This window comes from Lacibacter sp., from assembly GCF_057361365.1.
In genome coordinates this window covers 261,143-278,051 of the sequence record NZ_JBMQSG010000022.1, presented here as the reverse complement: position 1 = coordinate 278,051, position 16,909 = coordinate 261,143, and the positions used below count along the sequence as shown (strand labels likewise).

At 40.2% G+C, this 16,909-nt stretch carries 17 protein-coding genes; 11 read left to right on the top strand and 6 right to left on the bottom strand.

What is annotated here, in order from left to right:
* Positions 1-12: 12 nt before the first annotated feature.
* Together ACO1QW_RS19545 and ACO1QW_RS19540 are read right to left on the bottom strand one after the other, a co-directional pair.
* A complete protein-coding gene (locus ACO1QW_RS19545) occupies positions 13-654 on the bottom strand; it encodes a polysaccharide deacetylase family protein (RefSeq protein WP_486261612.1) in 642 nt (213 codons plus the stop codon).
* A 74-nt stretch (positions 655-728) separates the two neighbouring features.
* Positions 729-2,606, bottom strand: coding sequence for a glycoside hydrolase family 9 protein (locus ACO1QW_RS19540; RefSeq protein WP_486261068.1), 1,878 nt, complete (start codon positions 2,604-2,606; stop codon positions 729-731).
* An 80-nt stretch (positions 2,607-2,686) separates the two neighbouring features.
* Between ACO1QW_RS19540 and ACO1QW_RS19535 the strand changes: the two genes are divergently transcribed.
* The 6 genes from ACO1QW_RS19535 to ACO1QW_RS19510 all read left to right on the top strand — a co-directional run bounded on the left by ACO1QW_RS19535 (position 2,687) and on the right by ACO1QW_RS19510 (position 7,090).
* Complete coding sequence (locus tag ACO1QW_RS19535) at positions 2,687-3,694, top strand: fumarylacetoacetate hydrolase family protein (RefSeq protein WP_486261067.1); 1,008 nt, start codon at positions 2,687-2,689, stop codon at positions 3,692-3,694.
* Between the two features lie 79 nt (positions 3,695-3,773).
* Positions 3,774-4,202 (top strand): four helix bundle protein, encoded by a 429-nt coding sequence (locus ACO1QW_RS19530; protein WP_486261066.1) that lies wholly within the window; start codon positions 3,774-3,776, stop codon positions 4,200-4,202.
* A 46-nt stretch (positions 4,203-4,248) separates the two neighbouring features.
* Positions 4,249-5,103, top strand: coding sequence for a flavin reductase family protein (locus ACO1QW_RS19525; protein WP_486261065.1), 855 nt, complete (start codon positions 4,249-4,251; stop codon positions 5,101-5,103).
* Between the two features lie 179 nt (positions 5,104-5,282).
* Positions 5,283-5,753 (top strand): hypothetical protein, encoded by a 471-nt coding sequence (locus tag ACO1QW_RS19520; protein ID WP_486261064.1) that lies wholly within the window; start codon positions 5,283-5,285, stop codon positions 5,751-5,753.
* The gene (locus ACO1QW_RS19515) at positions 5,750-6,259 is read left to right on the top strand and encodes a hypothetical protein (RefSeq protein WP_486261063.1); all 510 of its coding nucleotides are present in this window, start codon (positions 5,750-5,752) and stop codon (positions 6,257-6,259) included. The genes ACO1QW_RS19520 and ACO1QW_RS19515 overlap by 4 nt, the downstream gene beginning before the upstream one ends.
* Positions 6,260-6,322: 63 nt before the next feature.
* Positions 6,323-7,090, top strand: a complete 768-nt coding sequence (locus tag ACO1QW_RS19510; RefSeq protein ID WP_486261062.1) for a sterol desaturase family protein — start codon at positions 6,323-6,325, stop codon at positions 7,088-7,090.
* Positions 7,091-7,245: 155 nt separating this feature from the next.
* Here ACO1QW_RS19510 and ACO1QW_RS19505 read toward each other — a convergent pair whose 3' ends face one another.
* Positions 7,246-7,977: a DUF4197 domain-containing protein gene (locus tag ACO1QW_RS19505; RefSeq protein ID WP_486261061.1), complete on the bottom strand. Its 732-nt coding sequence runs from the start codon at positions 7,975-7,977 to the stop codon at positions 7,246-7,248.
* A 139-nt stretch (positions 7,978-8,116) separates the two neighbouring features.
* On the opposite strand from ACO1QW_RS19505, the gene lysS reads away from it, so the two are divergent.
* The 3 genes from lysS (at position 8,117) to ACO1QW_RS19490 (ending at position 12,640) form a co-directional block, all read left to right on the top strand.
* Positions 8,117-9,637 (top strand): lysine--tRNA ligase, encoded by a 1,521-nt coding sequence (gene lysS / locus ACO1QW_RS19500; protein ID WP_486261060.1) that lies wholly within the window; start codon positions 8,117-8,119, stop codon positions 9,635-9,637.
* A gap of 175 nt (positions 9,638-9,812) precedes the next feature.
* The gene (locus ACO1QW_RS19495) at positions 9,813-10,394 is read left to right on the top strand and encodes a hypothetical protein (RefSeq protein WP_486261059.1); all 582 of its coding nucleotides are present in this window, start codon (positions 9,813-9,815) and stop codon (positions 10,392-10,394) included.
* Positions 10,395-10,513: 119 nt separating this feature from the next.
* Complete coding sequence (locus ACO1QW_RS19490; protein WP_486261058.1) at positions 10,514-12,640, top strand: S9 family peptidase; 2,127 nt, start codon at positions 10,514-10,516, stop codon at positions 12,638-12,640.
* A gap of 49 nt (positions 12,641-12,689) precedes the next feature.
* Here the strand turns inward: ACO1QW_RS19490 and ACO1QW_RS19485 are convergent, their stop codons facing one another.
* The 3 genes from ACO1QW_RS19485 to ACO1QW_RS19475 form a co-directional block, all read right to left on the bottom strand.
* The gene (locus tag ACO1QW_RS19485; RefSeq protein ID WP_486261057.1) at positions 12,690-13,064 is read right to left on the bottom strand and encodes a hypothetical protein; all 375 of its coding nucleotides are present in this window, start codon (positions 13,062-13,064) and stop codon (positions 12,690-12,692) included.
* A 2-nt stretch (positions 13,065-13,066) separates the two neighbouring features.
* Complete coding sequence (locus tag ACO1QW_RS19480; protein ID WP_486261056.1) at positions 13,067-13,534, bottom strand: PPC domain-containing DNA-binding protein; 468 nt, start codon at positions 13,532-13,534, stop codon at positions 13,067-13,069.
* A 99-nt stretch (positions 13,535-13,633) separates the two neighbouring features.
* The gene (locus ACO1QW_RS19475; protein ID WP_486261055.1) at positions 13,634-14,455 is read right to left on the bottom strand and encodes an SDR family oxidoreductase; all 822 of its coding nucleotides are present in this window, start codon (positions 14,453-14,455) and stop codon (positions 13,634-13,636) included.
* Between the two features lie 87 nt (positions 14,456-14,542).
* On the opposite strand from ACO1QW_RS19475, the gene ACO1QW_RS19470 reads away from it, so the two are divergent.
* Positions 14,543-15,733 (top strand): parallel beta-helix domain-containing protein, encoded by a 1,191-nt coding sequence (locus ACO1QW_RS19470; protein WP_486261054.1) that lies wholly within the window; start codon positions 14,543-14,545, stop codon positions 15,731-15,733.
* 109 nt (positions 15,734-15,842) lie between these two features.
* On the top strand, positions 15,843-16,889 hold the full coding sequence (locus ACO1QW_RS19465; protein WP_486261053.1) for an SO2930 family diheme c-type cytochrome: 1,047 nt from the start codon (positions 15,843-15,845) through the stop codon (positions 16,887-16,889).
* Positions 16,890-16,909: the final 20 nt, after the last annotated feature.

Here is a 16,909-nt window from a genome sequence, read left to right as displayed (position 1 = left end):
ATTTCGCAGAGATCAATTCAATAGTTCATTTATTTTTTTGAATTGATAACCTCTGGTTTTCAATAATTGGATTAATTCAGGTAAACGATGATAGAATTTATCGGTGCGTTTTGGATCAGTACCAATATGCAGCAAAAGAATAAAACCATTCAAGCCAGCCGGTTTTGTTTGCTCATAGTTGAGAATGGATTGAATGATAACTTCACTGCTTTGGTAATTCTTCAACTCCGGCCAGGTATAATCAGCAGCTGATCTAGTTCCCGGCGAATAATTGATAAGTTGCAAACCCATTTCTTTCGTCCATGCAGCAATGGAATCGTTATACCATTCGTAAGGCGGTAGAAAGAAAGCCGCATCTGTTTTGCTGACGCCGAACTTTTTCATCTCTGCATAATTCTGCAACAGATCTTCTTTGAATTCTTGCTTGCTAACAAGCAGGCTGTCACGCTTGGTCCAATCGTTGTACAATAAATGTTTATCAGAATGTGCGCCGAGATAATTTCCTTCTTTCTTTAACTGTTGAATAATGGGTTGAAATTTTTTGTTGCGATAAAAATCTCCCGTAAAGAAAAACGATGCTTTTACATTTTGTTGTTTCAATGTTTGCGGGATACTTGTTCCTCCATCTGCAAACTCATGACCCGTAAAAACTATGGCGAGTTCTTTTTTTGTAGTATCACCACGAATAATTGCAGCACGATCGTACCGGAAGCCTCCTGCGGAGGCATTTACTTTTTTGGCCTGGCCTGCCCCTCCATCGCTGCCAATAAGTAAATGAGTGATGCAGTGCCATCCATTGTTGGTTCGTTGGTGCTGTAGTCGCCATAGTCATCGTGATAAACAGCTAACTCACTTTGGAACTGTTCGTATTCATCGGGCTGGTACAGTGTTAGCCCAATGAGGCTTTTGAAAATGCTGGTATAAACCGGGCCATCAATTAAACCGCCATCAATAGGATAATTTTTGAGATGCGTAAATGCGCTGTGCGGATCAACAGGAGTATCGCCCCAATTGGGTAAACCATACACCATGCTTGTGCCCCATGGATTGCAACCAAAGAGCCAATCGATATTCGCCTGTTCCAGTTCTGCAAATTGCTGATCGTTGGTTAACTGCCTGTACCAGTAACATTGCATGGCAAAACTTACCGTCAAATTATTGCTGCACCAGATAAAAGGAACGCCACGGTAAAATGCATTTTGTCTGGCTTTGTTCCATACACGGTTGATACCTTCCTTGTAAAAGCCGGTGAGACTATCACTGTTGTTCCAAAAACTTTCTACAAATTCTTTATAGTAACCAGCACCCGGTCCGTGTGTTTTTGTTTTCAGTTGTTTGATGGTTTCATAGTGACCAAGATTGATAAACGGATACCATTGGTAATGACTTGCTGTATCAGCACCCAGCCAAGGTGTGATCTTTTCGTTTTTTGCATGACCAACAGCAAGCACGAGATAATAACCATTGTCAACGGCTTTTGATTGAATGACCATATTGTGTATGGATGCAGTTGCAAGTTCAAGATCATCCACCCAATTATCTTCTGCATAGATATAAGGCGCCTTAACAGATGCAGTTTGTGTAACACCGGGTTTTTGCAAAGCGAATTTATACGCATCAAACGCTTTATCGTAATAACTTTTCCTGTCGCTGCCCTTTCTGAACAAACTATCTGTCTGCAGTAAGCTATGTGCTAATGCAAATGCACTTGCAAACTTTGCAGCAGTTGAACTTGTTCCTGTTGTATTGTTCAAAAATTTTCCACGCTGTTGTTTTTCGCCATTGATAAAATAAACGGGACGTTGAAAACCTCTTCCGTATTGTGAGTCCATTTTTGGAATGCGCATGCTGATATGATCCCTGTCATCGCCCAGCTGGTTAAACATCCAGTCATGTTGAGGATGCATTTTCATCAGCCAGTTTAATCCCCATTTCGCTTCATCCAAAACATCAGGCAAATTATTTTTTCCATCTAATCCATTCGCCAGTTTTTCATCAGTAAATACATTTGAAAAATCACGGTAAGCCATCAGCAAATGATGCGTGGCATTGGCGCTTGTTGTTGAGTATTGCAAATAGTCACTGGCATCGTGCCAGCCACCGCTCACATCAATAAATGTACTGTCGGGTAAGCCAGCAGCCGCTCCGTACAACGTATAACCATCCTGAGTATGGCAACTGTCTTTCAAAAAAGGATTGAAGCCGCTGCGTTGCTGGCGCATGTATCGTAAACAAAAATCAGCAGAGCCTTTGTACACATCATCGGCTATTTTAAAGGTTGGTGATTTTGTTGCACCGCTTTTTAAATAATAGGTCCCGGGTTTTTTATAAGCAGAAAAGTTGAGTCGATGTGTTTCTTTAAATGGTCCGTAAGCGCCGAAGTTCTTCCCGGCTGTTCCTTTAAACACAACTTTATTAGTAGCTGCATCAACTAATTCCCAATTACTAATTTCCTTCTCACCCTTACTGCACCAAACTGCTACTTTGGTTCCATTGGGTAAATAGCCAAGTTGATTGATACGTATCCATGCTGTTTCAGGCTCGGGTTTGTTTTGCAAGGCAACGATTGCAATGATGATGCAGGCAATGGAAACAAACTTCTTCATGCAATCAAGTTAATGAATTTTCTGTGCTGTTGATTTATCTACCTTTGCCCTCTTCACATCAGAACAAAACGATTGACAATATGAAACTGATCTCCTACTTAAAAGATGAACACGAACAGTTAGCGGCTCTTCATAACGGAATGGTATATGATATGGACACACTGCATCCCGATCTGCCAACAAGCATGAATATGTTTTTACAGTACTGGGATGAATATCTTGAGCTGGCCAATGCAAGTTTAAAAGCTGTGCAGGAAGGACGTTTAATGCCGGGCAATGTTTTTCCGGTGGCTGATGCGCAATTGTTGGCGCCTGTGCCTATGCCTTCGAGTTGCAGGGATGGTTATGCATTTCGTCAGCACGTTGAAGCAGCGAGAAGAAACCGAAAGGTTGATATGATCGCTGAGTTTGATCAATACCCCATTTTTTATTTTACGAATCATCATAGCATTCAAGGTCCCGGTGATGTGCGTTGCATGCCCGATCATTTTGAAAAACTCGATTTTGAATTAGAAGTTGCCATCGTTATCTGTAAACACGGCCGTAACATTCGTGCAGAAGAAGCCGATGAATACATTGGTGGATTGATGATCATGAACGACATCAGTGCACGCCGTTTACAGATGGAAGAAATGCTGCTGAATCTTGGTCCGGCAAAAGGTAAAGATTTTTCAACTGCCATTGGTCCGTGGTTGGTAACATTGGATGAACTGAAAGAATATGTAGTACCTGCAAAAGAAAATCATGTTGGGTTGAACTGGAACCTGAACATGAAATGCTGGGTGAATGGTAAACAGGTGAGTGCAGGTAATGTAGCTGATATGGATTGGACCTTCGCAGAGATCATTGAACGTGCAAGCTATGGTGTTGATCTTTTTCCCGGTGATGTAATTGGCAGTGGTACTGTTGGTACAGGTTGTTTCTTAGAACTCAACGGCACGGGCAAACTCAACGATCCGAATTATACTGAACAATGGTTACAGGAGGGTGATATTGTAGAAATGGAAATTGATGGCTTAGGGCGATTGAGTAATACAATTGTGAGAGAGGAAGATGATTTTTCGATACTCGCTAAGAAGAAGTTATGAGTTAAAGGTTATGGGTTAAGGGTTGTATAATTCAATCGTGCTGATTAATTTGTATGACCTGTTATCCAAACCATAACTTATGACTGCAAAAATTACCTTTTTCGAAGATTTGATTGTGTGGCAAAAAGCACAAGACCTTGCTGAAAAGATTTACAACCTGGCAGAGTCAAACAAGTTTATTCAAAAAGACTTTAGTTTAAAAGATCAGCTACGTAGCGCTGCTTTGTCTGTTTCGGATAATATTGCTGAAGGATTTGAATATAACAACAATCCTGACTTTTATCGTTTTCTTCGAATGGCTAAAGGTTCTTGCGATGAGATAGGAAATAATGGTTGTTTCATAGTTCGAATGAAATTTATTGACGAAAAGGAAGGTGTAGCTTTTTGTGATGACGCCAGGTTGTTAGGCGGCCAGATAGGCGAGCTAATGAAAAAAGTAAAAACAAGGTTAACCGAAGAAAAAGTACAGATCAAAAAACAGCCGGGTGTTCATACCCGTAACTCATAACCTTTAACCCATAACTGTGTTAATCAACTTTCAACAACTGCCTCCCATGCAAAAACAACAATGGCTGCAACATGCTGTTGCACCACGGCCTGTTTGTTTTGCATCAACAATAGATAAAGAAGGAAATGTAAACCTCAGCCCGTTTAGTTTCTTCAACTTATTTTCTTCCAATCCGCCGATTGTTGTGTTTTCGCCGGCAAGAAGAGTGAGAGATAATACAACGAAGCATACATTACAAAATGTGCTTGAAGTTCCGGAAGTAGTCATCAACATTGTTGATTATGATATGGTGCAACAGGTAAGTCTCAGCAGTTGCGAATTTCCAAAAGAGGTTAATGAATTTGTGAAAGCAGGTTTTACACAGGAAGCTGCAACTCTTGTGCAACCGCCCATGGTGAAAGAAAGCAAAGTAAAGATGGAATGCAAAGTGGTGGAAGTAAAACCGCTGGGTAGCGAAGGTGGTGCCGGCAACTTAGTCATTTGTGAAGTGGTGCGCATGCATGTGGATGACAGCATTCTCAACGCAGAGGCTAGCATGATCGATCAACGCAAGCTGCATCATATTGCACGCCTCGGCGGCGATTGGTATTGCAAGGTTGATGAGCAGAGTTTGTTTCACGTTGCCAAACCCAACACCCAACTCGGCATTGGTATTGATGCGTTGCCTGAAACCGTTCGAAATAGTTCCGTTCTTACTGGAAACAATCTTGGTCAACTGGCTAACGTACACGAATATCCAACAGTTGATGCCACATTTGACGATGAACGATTGACAAATATCATCCAGTATTTTTCCATCAACCCCGATGAGATGGATAAGGAATTGCATAAATATGCAAAGGAGTTATTAGATGCCGGAAAAGTAAATGAAGCCTGGCAGGTATTACTGGCCGATAGTTGATTGCATATTTTCATAAAAGATCTTTCGTTTGGCCTCTATTCTGCAAAAACTGCAAACCTTCTTTCCGCTTCAGGCAGACATCGATTAGGAATTGCTTCATACCCGAAATAGCTTAGCTGTTGAAAATGATGCGGTATAAAACCCGTGTTATATCATCAACTACTATCAACTCTCAGTGTATGAAAAAGCTACTTCTCATGTTGTTTGTTGCAACAGCAATAAACACTGTTTCTGCCGCTTCCATCCAGGCAGATACTATTCCTGATCTTACAAAACAACAATTTCAGCTAAAAGGAAAACGACAGTTAACAGGAGCAATCGTTTTTTTAACAGGAGGCACCATCTTATCTGTTGCAGGAGCGGCAATGGTTGTAACTGGTGCTACCGTAGGAACGGCTGAAATAATTGTATCACGTATAACCGGGGAAGGCGTCAGCAATCAAACAAATAAGAACATTAATACCGGCACTGTATTGTTGTTGGTAGGAGCTGCCGCAGCAATAACAAGTATTCCCTTATTTATTTCTTCTGCAAAAAATAAAAAGAAAGCGCTTACCCTCTCTGCATATAATCAGGTGATTCAGCAAATGCAAAAGAATAGCATCAGCCGTGTTAGCGTTCCATCAATCAAGTTATCGATCGACTTATGAAACCGAAGTTGCTCCTTTTGTTTTTTTTACTTGCAGTAATAAAAAGTAATGCCGCTGCAACATTCCTGAATGAAAGGGATGAGTTCCCCATGGTGAAAGTGATCACAAAAGGAGGAAAAATAATACTGGGTCAATTGCAATATATAACTGACAGCTCCATTCATGTAATGCCAGGAACAAATAAGGAATCAAGAAAAGGCCGTTATTATGAACCCCTGGAAATACCTTACTCCGATATTATTTCCATCCGTTACCGGGAATTTAACTGGATAGGGTTGATACTGGGACTTGCAGGAATGGCCGTCATTTATTTAATGGTTACGGGTGTAATACCCATATTCAATAATGGCTTGGGCGACGCAAATTTTTTGATCTGGCTTTCACCATTGTTTTTTGGGTATAGTCTTTTTCAGATTTTCAAACGAAAGCGATACGTTATTAATGGCGACAAGGAACGTTTTGCAAAATATAAACAGTGGCATGAAAAAAAGCGCCGATCAAAATAAAAGGATCAACTATCTAAACGGAACTATTCTGATTCCGAATAAAGCAAGCATTAACTTTATACTATGCTTCAGCCAGATGGTACATGGATCAGTTATTTTCTTGTAATTGCGGTGCGCTATATTCTTGTTGCCGGGTTCGCCTTTTTAGTGTGGTATGTTTTACTTCGCAAGCATATTTCGTTTAAAAAAATTCAGCTGCGTTTTCCTTCAGGAAAGGATTATCAACGTGAAATTTCTTTTTCGCTTTTTACCATGTTTCTTTTTGCTTTTATCCCATGGTTTTTTCTTGGTCATGCAGAAATAAGAAAGACAACTACGTTTTATAAAGACATCAATCAACACAGGCAATTGTATTTCTGGCTGGCTTTTCCATTGATGTTGCTTATTCATGATACTTATTTTTACTGGATACACCGGCTCATGCATCATCCCAGGCTCTTCCGCATTTTTCATCTTATACATCACAAGAGTACAAATCCTTCGCCATGGGCAGCATTCTCTTTTCATCCGTTAGAGGCTGTACTTGAAGTAAGCATCCTGATCGTACTTATTTATACAATTCCTGTTACAAAAGCACATTTGTTTTTTTTCTTTTTGTTTCAGATGTTTTACAATGTGTACGGCCATTTAGGGTGGGAGTTATTTCCTAAGAATTTTCAACGCACCTGGATCGGCAGATGGATCAACACTTCTGTAACACATAATCAACATCACCAATACTTCACTGGAAACTATGGCTTATACTTTTTATTCTGGGATCGGCTGATGGGAACAATGAGAGAAGATTATGAGGAGAAGTTTGACGAGGTAAAAAACAGAGCTAAGAGATGAATGAGAGGAAGGAGTAAAAAAGAAATTGGTAATTTGGAATTAGGATTGCCCGTTTTTCTTTAAGCCAGGTTTTGCCAATAGAAAATACATAATAAAAGAGGGCTGCAAAAACTGCAACCCCTCTCTTTATCTCTTTTAATTGCTAAACTATCATCCTACTTCCATACAGCACCAAACACCTTCTTCATAATTTCTGTTGTACGCTTCACAGGGTTTTCACGTATCTCTAATTCTTCTTTAGCTATCTGGTCGAACAATGCATCAACTGCTTTGCCTACTACATAAGCTGTAAGATCGGGGTTGAGTTTGTTGCGTGTTGTGGGCAAGCGGTTGTAACCATTCACCAGGTCACCATAATATTTTGTTGCTTCTACTTTATCTAATGAATTTTTAACTGCAGGTGAAAACGCAGTGATCAGTTGCTCTGTTGTTTTTTGACGAAAATAATTCGTTGCGCCATCTTTTGGTCCCCTGATGATATTGATTGCATCAGTAATGGTCATTTGCTTAATGGCATTTACAAAAATGGGTGTAGCATAACCTACCGCATCTTCTGCACCACGATTGATCTGCAAAATGGCTTTATCTACTGTTTTGCCCAGACCGATATTACGGAGCGTACGTTCTACCTTCTGTACTTCAGGTGGCAGTAAAATCTTGTAAAAGTCGTTTCCAAAAAAAGCATCGGTTTTATTAAGATTGGTCACCGCACGACCAAGCCCCTGGCCTAACGCATCTTTAATACCCTGGCCGGCTTCGGCTTCAGTAACACCGCTTGCGCCGGGTATGCCGCTTGGTAACTGACTTAAAACTTCGCATGAACTTAACAGGAATACCGCAAGGGTAAGGGAGAGGACAATTCGCTTCATCTGTTGGATTGTTTTCATTATTAAACGGTTTTTCAATGCAAAACGTTGCATATTCTGTGCCGAAGATACTTGCTTTGCTCATCTGCTGTACTTACGGTAATTTTGCGGGCTGTTAAAACGAAGCCAAACAACAGGACTTCACAGCAACCAAATCGTTATGAGTACACATTTGAGCGAACAGGAACTTATCCGCAGAGAAAAATTAGCTGAATTAAACAAACTGGGCATCGATGCATATCCGGCACCGTTATATCCGGTTACGCATTATTCAACCGCTATTAAAGCTGGATTTAACGAAGAATCCAAAGAAGAGTACAAAGATGTTTGCATTGCAGGTCGTATTATGAGTGTGCGTGATATGGGTAAAGCTTGCTTTGCTGTATTACAGGATAGTCATGGTCGTTTGCAGGTGTATGTTCGTCGTGATGATATTTGCCCCGGTGAAGACAAGACATTGTACGATGTGGTGTTTAAAAAATTATTAGACATTGGCGATATCATTGGCGTGAAGGGATATGTGTTCACTACTAAAACCGGCGAAACCAGTTTACATGTAAAAGAACTCACTGTTCTTACAAAATCATTGAAACCTTTACCGGTGGTGAAAGAGGCAGAAGGTCAAACTTTTGATGCTGTAACTGATCCTGAATTCAAATACCGTCAGCGGTATGCGGATCTTATTATTAATCCACAGGTGAAGGACACGTTTGTAAAACGTACTGTTCTTATCAACACCATTCGTGAATATTTAAATGAACACGGTGCATTGGAAGTTGATACACCGGTTTTACAAACTATTCCTGGTGGTGCGGCTGCCCGTCCGTTTGCTACACATCATAATGCATTGGATGTACCCATGTACATGCGAATTGCAAATGAGTTGTATTTAAAACGTTTGATTGTTGGTGGGTTCGATTGGGTGTATGAGTTCAGCCGCAACTTCCGTAACGAAGGAATGGATCGCACACATAATCCAGAGTTTACAGTACTCGAATGGTACACGGCTTATAAAGATTATTTCTGGATGATGAATATAACGGAGACATTGATAGAGCGTATTGCCATTGCATTGCACGGTACAACCGATGTGCAGGTGGGCGATAAAACCATCAGCTTTAAAGCACCGTTCAAACGCATTTCTATTTTTGATGCAATTAAAGAAAACACAGGCATTGATGTAAGCGAAATGGATGAAGAAGGTTTGCGTGGAGTTTGCAAGCAACTCAATATTCATGTTGATGCTACCATGGGTAAAGGAAAGCTTATTGACGAATTGTTCAGTGAAACAAGTGAAGCAAAATGTATTCAGCCAACATTCATTATTGATTACCCGATCGAGATGAGTCCACTTACAAAAAAGCACCGCAGCAAACCCGGACTGGTAGAACGTTTTGAATTAATGATCAACGGTAAAGAAGTAGCGAATGCTTATAGCGAGTTGAATGATCCTATTGATCAGCGTGAGCGTTTTGAAGACCAGGTGAAGTTGAAAGAACGTGGCGATGATGAAGCAATGTTCATTGATTATGATTTCTTACGTTCACTGGAATATGGTATGCCGCCAACAAGTGGTATTGGTATTGGCATCGATCGTTTGGTGATGCTGATGACGAATCAACCTTCTATACAGGATGTATTGTTATTCCCCATGATGAGACCGGAGAAGACAGCTGAATAGTATTCAATTTATGGTTTGTAGTTTATTCTTGGGAACTACAATATTCAAATAAGTGTGCCGCAGTTGGGAACAACTGCGGTTTTTTATTTTACATATGTTAAAAGAAATCATCATTCATCATGTTTGGTTTTTTATAACAGTGTCTGCAGGTTTCTTTGCTCAAAAATTATAACACATGAAAATATTCTACTTAACAACACTGCTACTATCATTGTGGACTGCAGCTAATGCACAAACAGAAAAAGGAACGATTAACATTAATGGATTATTTGGAAGTAATAGTGGCGGGCAGCACAGCAATATTTCAAACGGTTTAATCAAGAGCTTCTCTATAGAAGTCAATCCTAATGTTGGATTTTTTGTAATAGACAATTGGGAAGTTGGAGCAGGTGTTTTATTTGGAATGACAAGAAGTCGAATGTCCGGTTATATTACAAAGGGCATGTCCAACCGCTATGGAATACAAGCATATTCGAAGTACTATATTGGCAAAAAATCTGTTAGACCATACCTGACGTTAGAGGCTTCACATACTTGGATATCTGAAAAAACAAAATTTGTTAATGGTAATACACAAGGTTACAATTCTGAAATCTGGAATGCTGGTGGAGGAGCAGGCATTATCTGGTTTGTATCGCCGAGAATCGGCCTGTTTTCACAACTAACTTATAACAGAGATTTGAAACAAATCAAGCATTCAGAGGGAAGCCTTAATCTCAACTTTGGTGTACAGGTGAATCTCGGGAAGAAAAAATAGTCGATAACTCATTTCAAAGCCGCAGTTGATTTCAGCTGCGGCTTTTTTATTCCATTCATCCAAATGAGTAATAAACTCTCAACAAAAAAATTATCTTCATTCCCTTAAAAAAATCACGCATGCGAAAAAATGGATTTCTTGCGCTGTTTATAGCAGCAGCATTTGCTGCATCGGCACAAACAGCTTTAACTACTGAACAAATGCTCAAAGGAGCAGCACAAAAAGTCACGAAACCCTTGCCACAATTTGTAGAATGGGCAGGCGAAAACAGTTTCGTCATCCGGAGAGAAGGAAAACAATATGTGCACGACATTAAAACAGGAAAAGAAACTGATTACAAAGCGCCCGATATGCATATCATGGTGGTGGTGCCTGAGATCATTTACAAAGAAAAGGACCTGTTTTTAAAAATGGCAAACGAAGAAACACGTTTGACCAATAATAATGATGAAGAGAAAAATCCTGTTCTCTCGCCCGATAAACAATACGTGGCCTTTACACGCAACAATAATCTTTACAGCATCAACCTCAATACAAAAAAAGAAACACAGCTCACCAATGACGGTAGTGATGTGATCTTAAATGGTTATGCAAGCTGGGTCTATTTCGAAGAAATTCTTGGTCGTGCAAGCCGTTATAAAAGTTTTTGGTGGAGTCCTGATAGCAAGAAGATCGCTTACATGCGGATGGATGAACATGAAGTGCCAATGTTCCCGATTTACAGCGAAGAAGGACAGCATGGTTTTATTGAACGCACACGCTACCCCAAAGCAGGCGATAAAAATCCGGAAGTAAAAGTTGGTGTGGTAAATCCTGATGGTGGTGCAACGGTGTGGGCCGACTTTAACCAAAAGGATGATCAGTATTTTGGTATGCCTTTGTGGAAACCCGACGGCAGTGCATTGTGGATCCAATGGATGCCACGCACACAGGATAACCTGAAAGTGTATGAAATGAATTTGGCTGATGGCAGTAAGAAAGTAATCTATGATGAAACACAAAAAACATGGGTTGATCTTGACGACCAGAATCGAATCACGTTTTTGCAAAATGGCAAGCAATTCATTTTGCAAAGCGACGCCACAGGGTGGAATCATTTGTATTTGCATGAGATGAGCGGTAAGCGCATCAACGCTATCACAACCGGTGCTTACACTGTAACTGCTGTAAATCTTGTGGATGAAAAAAACAAAATTGTTTATTTCACTTGCCGTAAAGACAACAGCGCCCGTTTTGATCTGTACAAAGTAAAATTTGATGGCAGTGGTTTAATGCGCCTGACATTTGGTGAATTCACACATCGTAATATTCGTGTATCGCCAATGGGTACACATTTTGTTACCAGCTATTCAAATGTGTCAACACCTGATGTGATGGCTGTGGTGAACAACAAAGGCAAAGTAGTTCGTGAATTAGGAACTGCAGCCGGTGAGGCATTTGCTACAACTACAATCGCAAAAACCGAATTGCTGCGTGTTAAAAGTGAAGATGGCAAATACGATCTGCCATTACGTATTGTATGGCCTGCGAACTACGACAAGAATAAAAAGTATCCTGTAATGATCAGCATTTATGGTGGTCCTAATGCAGGGACTGTAACTGATGGCTGGGCATTGAATATGCAACAACAATGGTGGGCAAAAGAAGGGATGATACAGGTGGCGATGGATCACCGTGCAAGCGGCCACTTTGGTAAAGAAGGTGTGAACTATATGCACCGCAACCTTGGCTACTGGGAAATGAAAGACTGGATCACCATTGTAAAATGGCTAATTGAAAATGCAGGCGTTGATAAAAACAAAGTTGCCATCAGCGGTTTCAGCTACGGTGGGTATATGAGTGCTTATGCACTTACTTATGGCGCCGATTATTTTACACATGGTTTAGCAGGTGGAAGCGTTACGGACTGGAGTTTGTATGACAGTCATTACACCGAACGTTTTATGGATACGCCGAAAGAAAATCCTGAAGGTTACAAATCTTCTTCAGTGTATACTTATCTTGATCAGTACAAGGGTCTGTTGCGCATTTATCATGGTACAATGGATGATAATGTGCACATGCAAAACAGTATGCAACTGATAAAGAAATTACAAGAGAAGAAAAAGCATTTTGAGTTTATGCTTTACCCCGGTGGCCGACATGGCTGGGGAGGAAATCAAAATCTTCATTCGCAAAATGAAATAGCACTGTTTATTTATAAAAACTTATTGGAAAGAGAAGTTCCGAAGGATGTGATGAAGTAAATGAATGAGATGTATAATAAAAAACCGGAGTGATAATCTCCGGTTTTTTTTATTCTGTTTTCTTCCACAATAGCAATCCTATCGCTGAAGAAAGCAACGTATAAACAATTCCGAATATCAAAATATCTTCTTTCGGATTTCCATCAAAAGAACCCAGCCACAATACTACTACAGTAATAAGAAAGGTAATGATAGCATTAATGACAGGAAGAAGCAGGGCTAGTGCCCAGTTGTTTTTATTAACGGAAACTTGCAACACCACGAAATAGAAAAATGTAATCAATACAAACACGACCAATGCAGTGAACAACTCTTCACCTTTTGAGTGTCCACTGTATGCATCGTAATAATTTGCCCAGTAAACTGTAAACAGCAATAATGCTGCAGTGTAAAAAAGACTGATGAATTGCAAACGGCTGAGCATGTTTACTGTTTCGGTTTTACCTGTAACTCTTCCCATGGCGTGCTGCCGTCTTTCTCTCTTGTAAAGATGAATTGTTTTCCTTCGCCGATAACAATTTCAGCAGTAGTGTAAACAAGATTGCTGTCGAGTAAATGCCCGCCGATTGTTTTACCTGTACTGTCGCTCACACTCATATGCAGGTGCGAGCCATTGATGCTTACAGTTCCGACAAGGCTTACAATTTCAAAATGACCGGTTGCATTATTACCATCCTGCTGATTGGCAAAGCGAAGATTGTATTGGGTAACACTCCCTACACAAGTAGCGATCCAACCAGCTTCGATCTTATGTGTTTGCACATAAGAAATAATCTCCTGTTTCAGATCCTGTCCAGGCTTTAATCGGAAGGCATGTATTTTAACTGCATCGTTTTGCATAGCAGGCTTTGTTTTGCAGGCTGCGAATAACAGAAGTATTAATAGGTATTTCATTTTTTTGCCACGAAGACGCTAAGCCTCAAAACAGCACAAAGGAGAAAAGCAAAAATCAGTTTTCTTTGTGTTTCTTTCTGTCTTCGTGTCTTTGTGGCATCAATCAACAAATAAATCCGTAAACAACTTACCACCCGGCACAACACTGTACTTGCTTAAATCGGTAATACCTTCCGCAGCAAAGACATCTTCATCAATAAATAAATTGCCGGTGCATGTGTTTGATGGTTTGCTGAGAATAAGATGTGCAGCATCAGCCAATACATCAACCGTACGGCTCATCTTCGCTAATGCTTCACCACCTAATAAATTACGAACAGCGGCAGTATCAATTGTTGTACGAGGCCACAAAGCATTTGCAGCAATACCATCTTTCTTCAACTCTTCGGCCCAGCCAAGCGTCATCATACTCATATTGAACTTGGTAAGTGTATATGCAATATGACCCGCCAACCATTTTGGTTTTAAATGAACAGGAGGAGAAAGCGTAAGTATATGCGGATTTTTTCCTTTGCGTAAATGCGGAATGCAAGCCTTTGTCATTAAAAAAGTACCACGAACATTAATGCTGTGCATCAGATCAAAACGTTTTGCTTCTGTTTGTTCTGTTGGTGTTAGAGAAATTGCAGATGCGTTATTGATGAGTATATCAATACCACCAAATGTTGACAGAGTTTGTTCAACGGCTGCCTGTATCTGTTCTTCAAAACGGATATCAAGTTGAATGGCTAGTCCTTTGCCACCTGCTGCAGTCATTTCATCAGCAGCTGAAAAAATAGTGCCGCCGAGTTTTGGATTTTCTTCCACGCTTTTTGCAGCAACTACAACATTGGCACCTTCTTTCGCCAGTTTTAAACCCATGGCTTTACCAATGCCTCTTGATGCACCGGTAATAAAAACTGTTTTTCCGTTGAATGACATAGCAAATTATTTAGGAAATGAAAGTTAGCGAAAGCCATTCATGCAGTGAAAAGAATTTGTAATTTGTCTTTAACCTATCTACTTGTTATGCTTCGCCAATTACGCTTTTTATCTACTGCCTGTTTATTGGTTTCAACTGCAACTGCTTTCTCCCAGGACACAGAAGAAAAGAAAATGCAACGACAGTTTGTAACCGCAGCCGACAACTCTGTTATAGAATTGCCGGAAGGAACTTTTCAACTTAACATGAGTTTGTGGCTCGATGGAAAAAAGAATGTAACCATTAAAGGAAGGGGGATGGATAAAACCATTCTCAACTTTACCAACCAGGTAAGTGGTGCCGAAGGAATAAAAGTGACCAATGGAAAAAATATTACGATACAGGATGTAACTGTGCAGGATACCAAAGGTGATGCAGTAAAAACGCAATATGTTGATGGAATAACTTTTAAACATGTAAAAGCAGAATGGACCAGAGGTGCCAACAGTAAGAATGGTGCTTATGGTTTATATCCAGTGCAATGCACTAATGTATTGATCGACGGTTGCGAAGCACGTGGAGCAAGTGATGCCGGTATTTATGTGGGACAAAGCAGCCATATCATTGTGCGTAATTCAAAAGCAACAGAAAATGTTGCCGGTATTGAAATTGAAAATTCGTTGTATGCTGATGTGTATGACAATGAAGCAACCAATAACACAGGAGGTATTTTAATTTTTGACCTGCCTGATCTTGTACAAAAGAAAGGCGGTTATGTGCGTGTGTTCAGAAACAATGTACATCACAACAATCATATCAACTTTGCACCAAAGGGAAATATTGTGGGCAAAGTGCCACAGGGAACTGGTGTAATGATCCTTGCTACAAATCATGTTGATGTGTTTGAGAATAAGATCATCAACAACATCACTGCAAGTACAGCTGTTGTGAGTTATTACATCACTGAAAATCCAATTAAGGACAGCAGTTATTATCCATATCCAACGCAGATCAATATTTTTAATAACAGTTATGAACGTGAAGCTGTGAGGGCAACGGGCAAAGGCAGGATGGGAAAGATGTACCGTTTCAAATTAAGATTCGGAAAGAACGTACCTCATATTCAATACGATGGCATTGTTGATATAAAAAACCCCGCTGAGATTTGTATACGAAACAATAACAATCAAAGCTTTGCTAACCTTGATGCAGAGAATGGCTTTAAGAATATCAGTCGTGATGCATCAAAGCATGATTGCACATTGAGTGCTGTGCCAAAGGTTGAGTTGAAGAATTGATGATTGTTTTTGTCATTCCGGGGAACGAGGAATCTGTTGAATAGTGTTATAAAGCCGGGCACATCCCTCCTTCGTCGGGGTGACAGGATAAATATTTTACTTTCGAACCATGAAGAAACTGATCGTTACTGTAGTTGTGTTAACCTGCATGTTTGTTGTTTTGGCATTCAACAACAAACAGAGCGATCCTTATTTTCAGTTTCATGAAAATCTCAGCGAATACAATTTCTTCAAAGGTGAACTCAAACAACTGCAACCTGTAGACGGTATTATTCTATACGATCTTATTACTCCTTTGTTTAGCGACTATGCTGAGAAAGTACGATTCATAAAATTACCTGCAGGTAAAAAGATCAGCTATAATGCAAACAATGTATTTGAAATGCCCTTGGGTACAGTATTGATCAAGAATTTTTATTTCTATCATGACGTTCGTAAACCGGAACTTGGAAGACGAATCATTGAAACACGTTTGCTGGTGCATGTGCAGGATGGTTGGCATACTTATCAATACCTCTGGAACGAACAACAAACGGAGGCTCTGTTTGAACCCATCGGCGATGTTACAACGATTGAATACATTGATGCAGCTGGAAAGAAAATAAAATCGAAATACGTAGTTCCCAACCAACCGCAATGCAAAGGTTGCCATAGCCGCAGAGATACGATTGTACCGATTGGCATTGCTGCACGGCACCTCAATGGTGATTACGTTTATGAAAGCGGTAAACAAAATCAATTACAATACTGGCAACAGCATAACATGATCGATTTGCCTTCTACAAGAATTCCTGCTAATGCAAAATGGGATGATGAAAAAAGCGGCACAGTTAACGATCGTGCAAGAGCATATCTTGATATCAACTGCGGACATTGTCATAACGCCAACGGTCCGGCAAGCACTTCTGGAATGTTCCTCGATATTCACACAACAAATCAAACAGCACTTGGCATTTTTAAAACACCTGTTGCTGCAGGAAGAGGAAGTGGCAGTTTGAAATATGCTATTGAACCGGGTAAACCCAATCAATCATTTTTATTGTATCGCATGAATAGTACTGATGTAGGTATTGCTATGCCTGAACTTGGCCGCAACCGTATTCATAAAGAAGGAATGGCATTGATCTCAAAATGGATCAGAGAAATGCAGAACTAGGAGGTTAAAAGAGAGAAAAA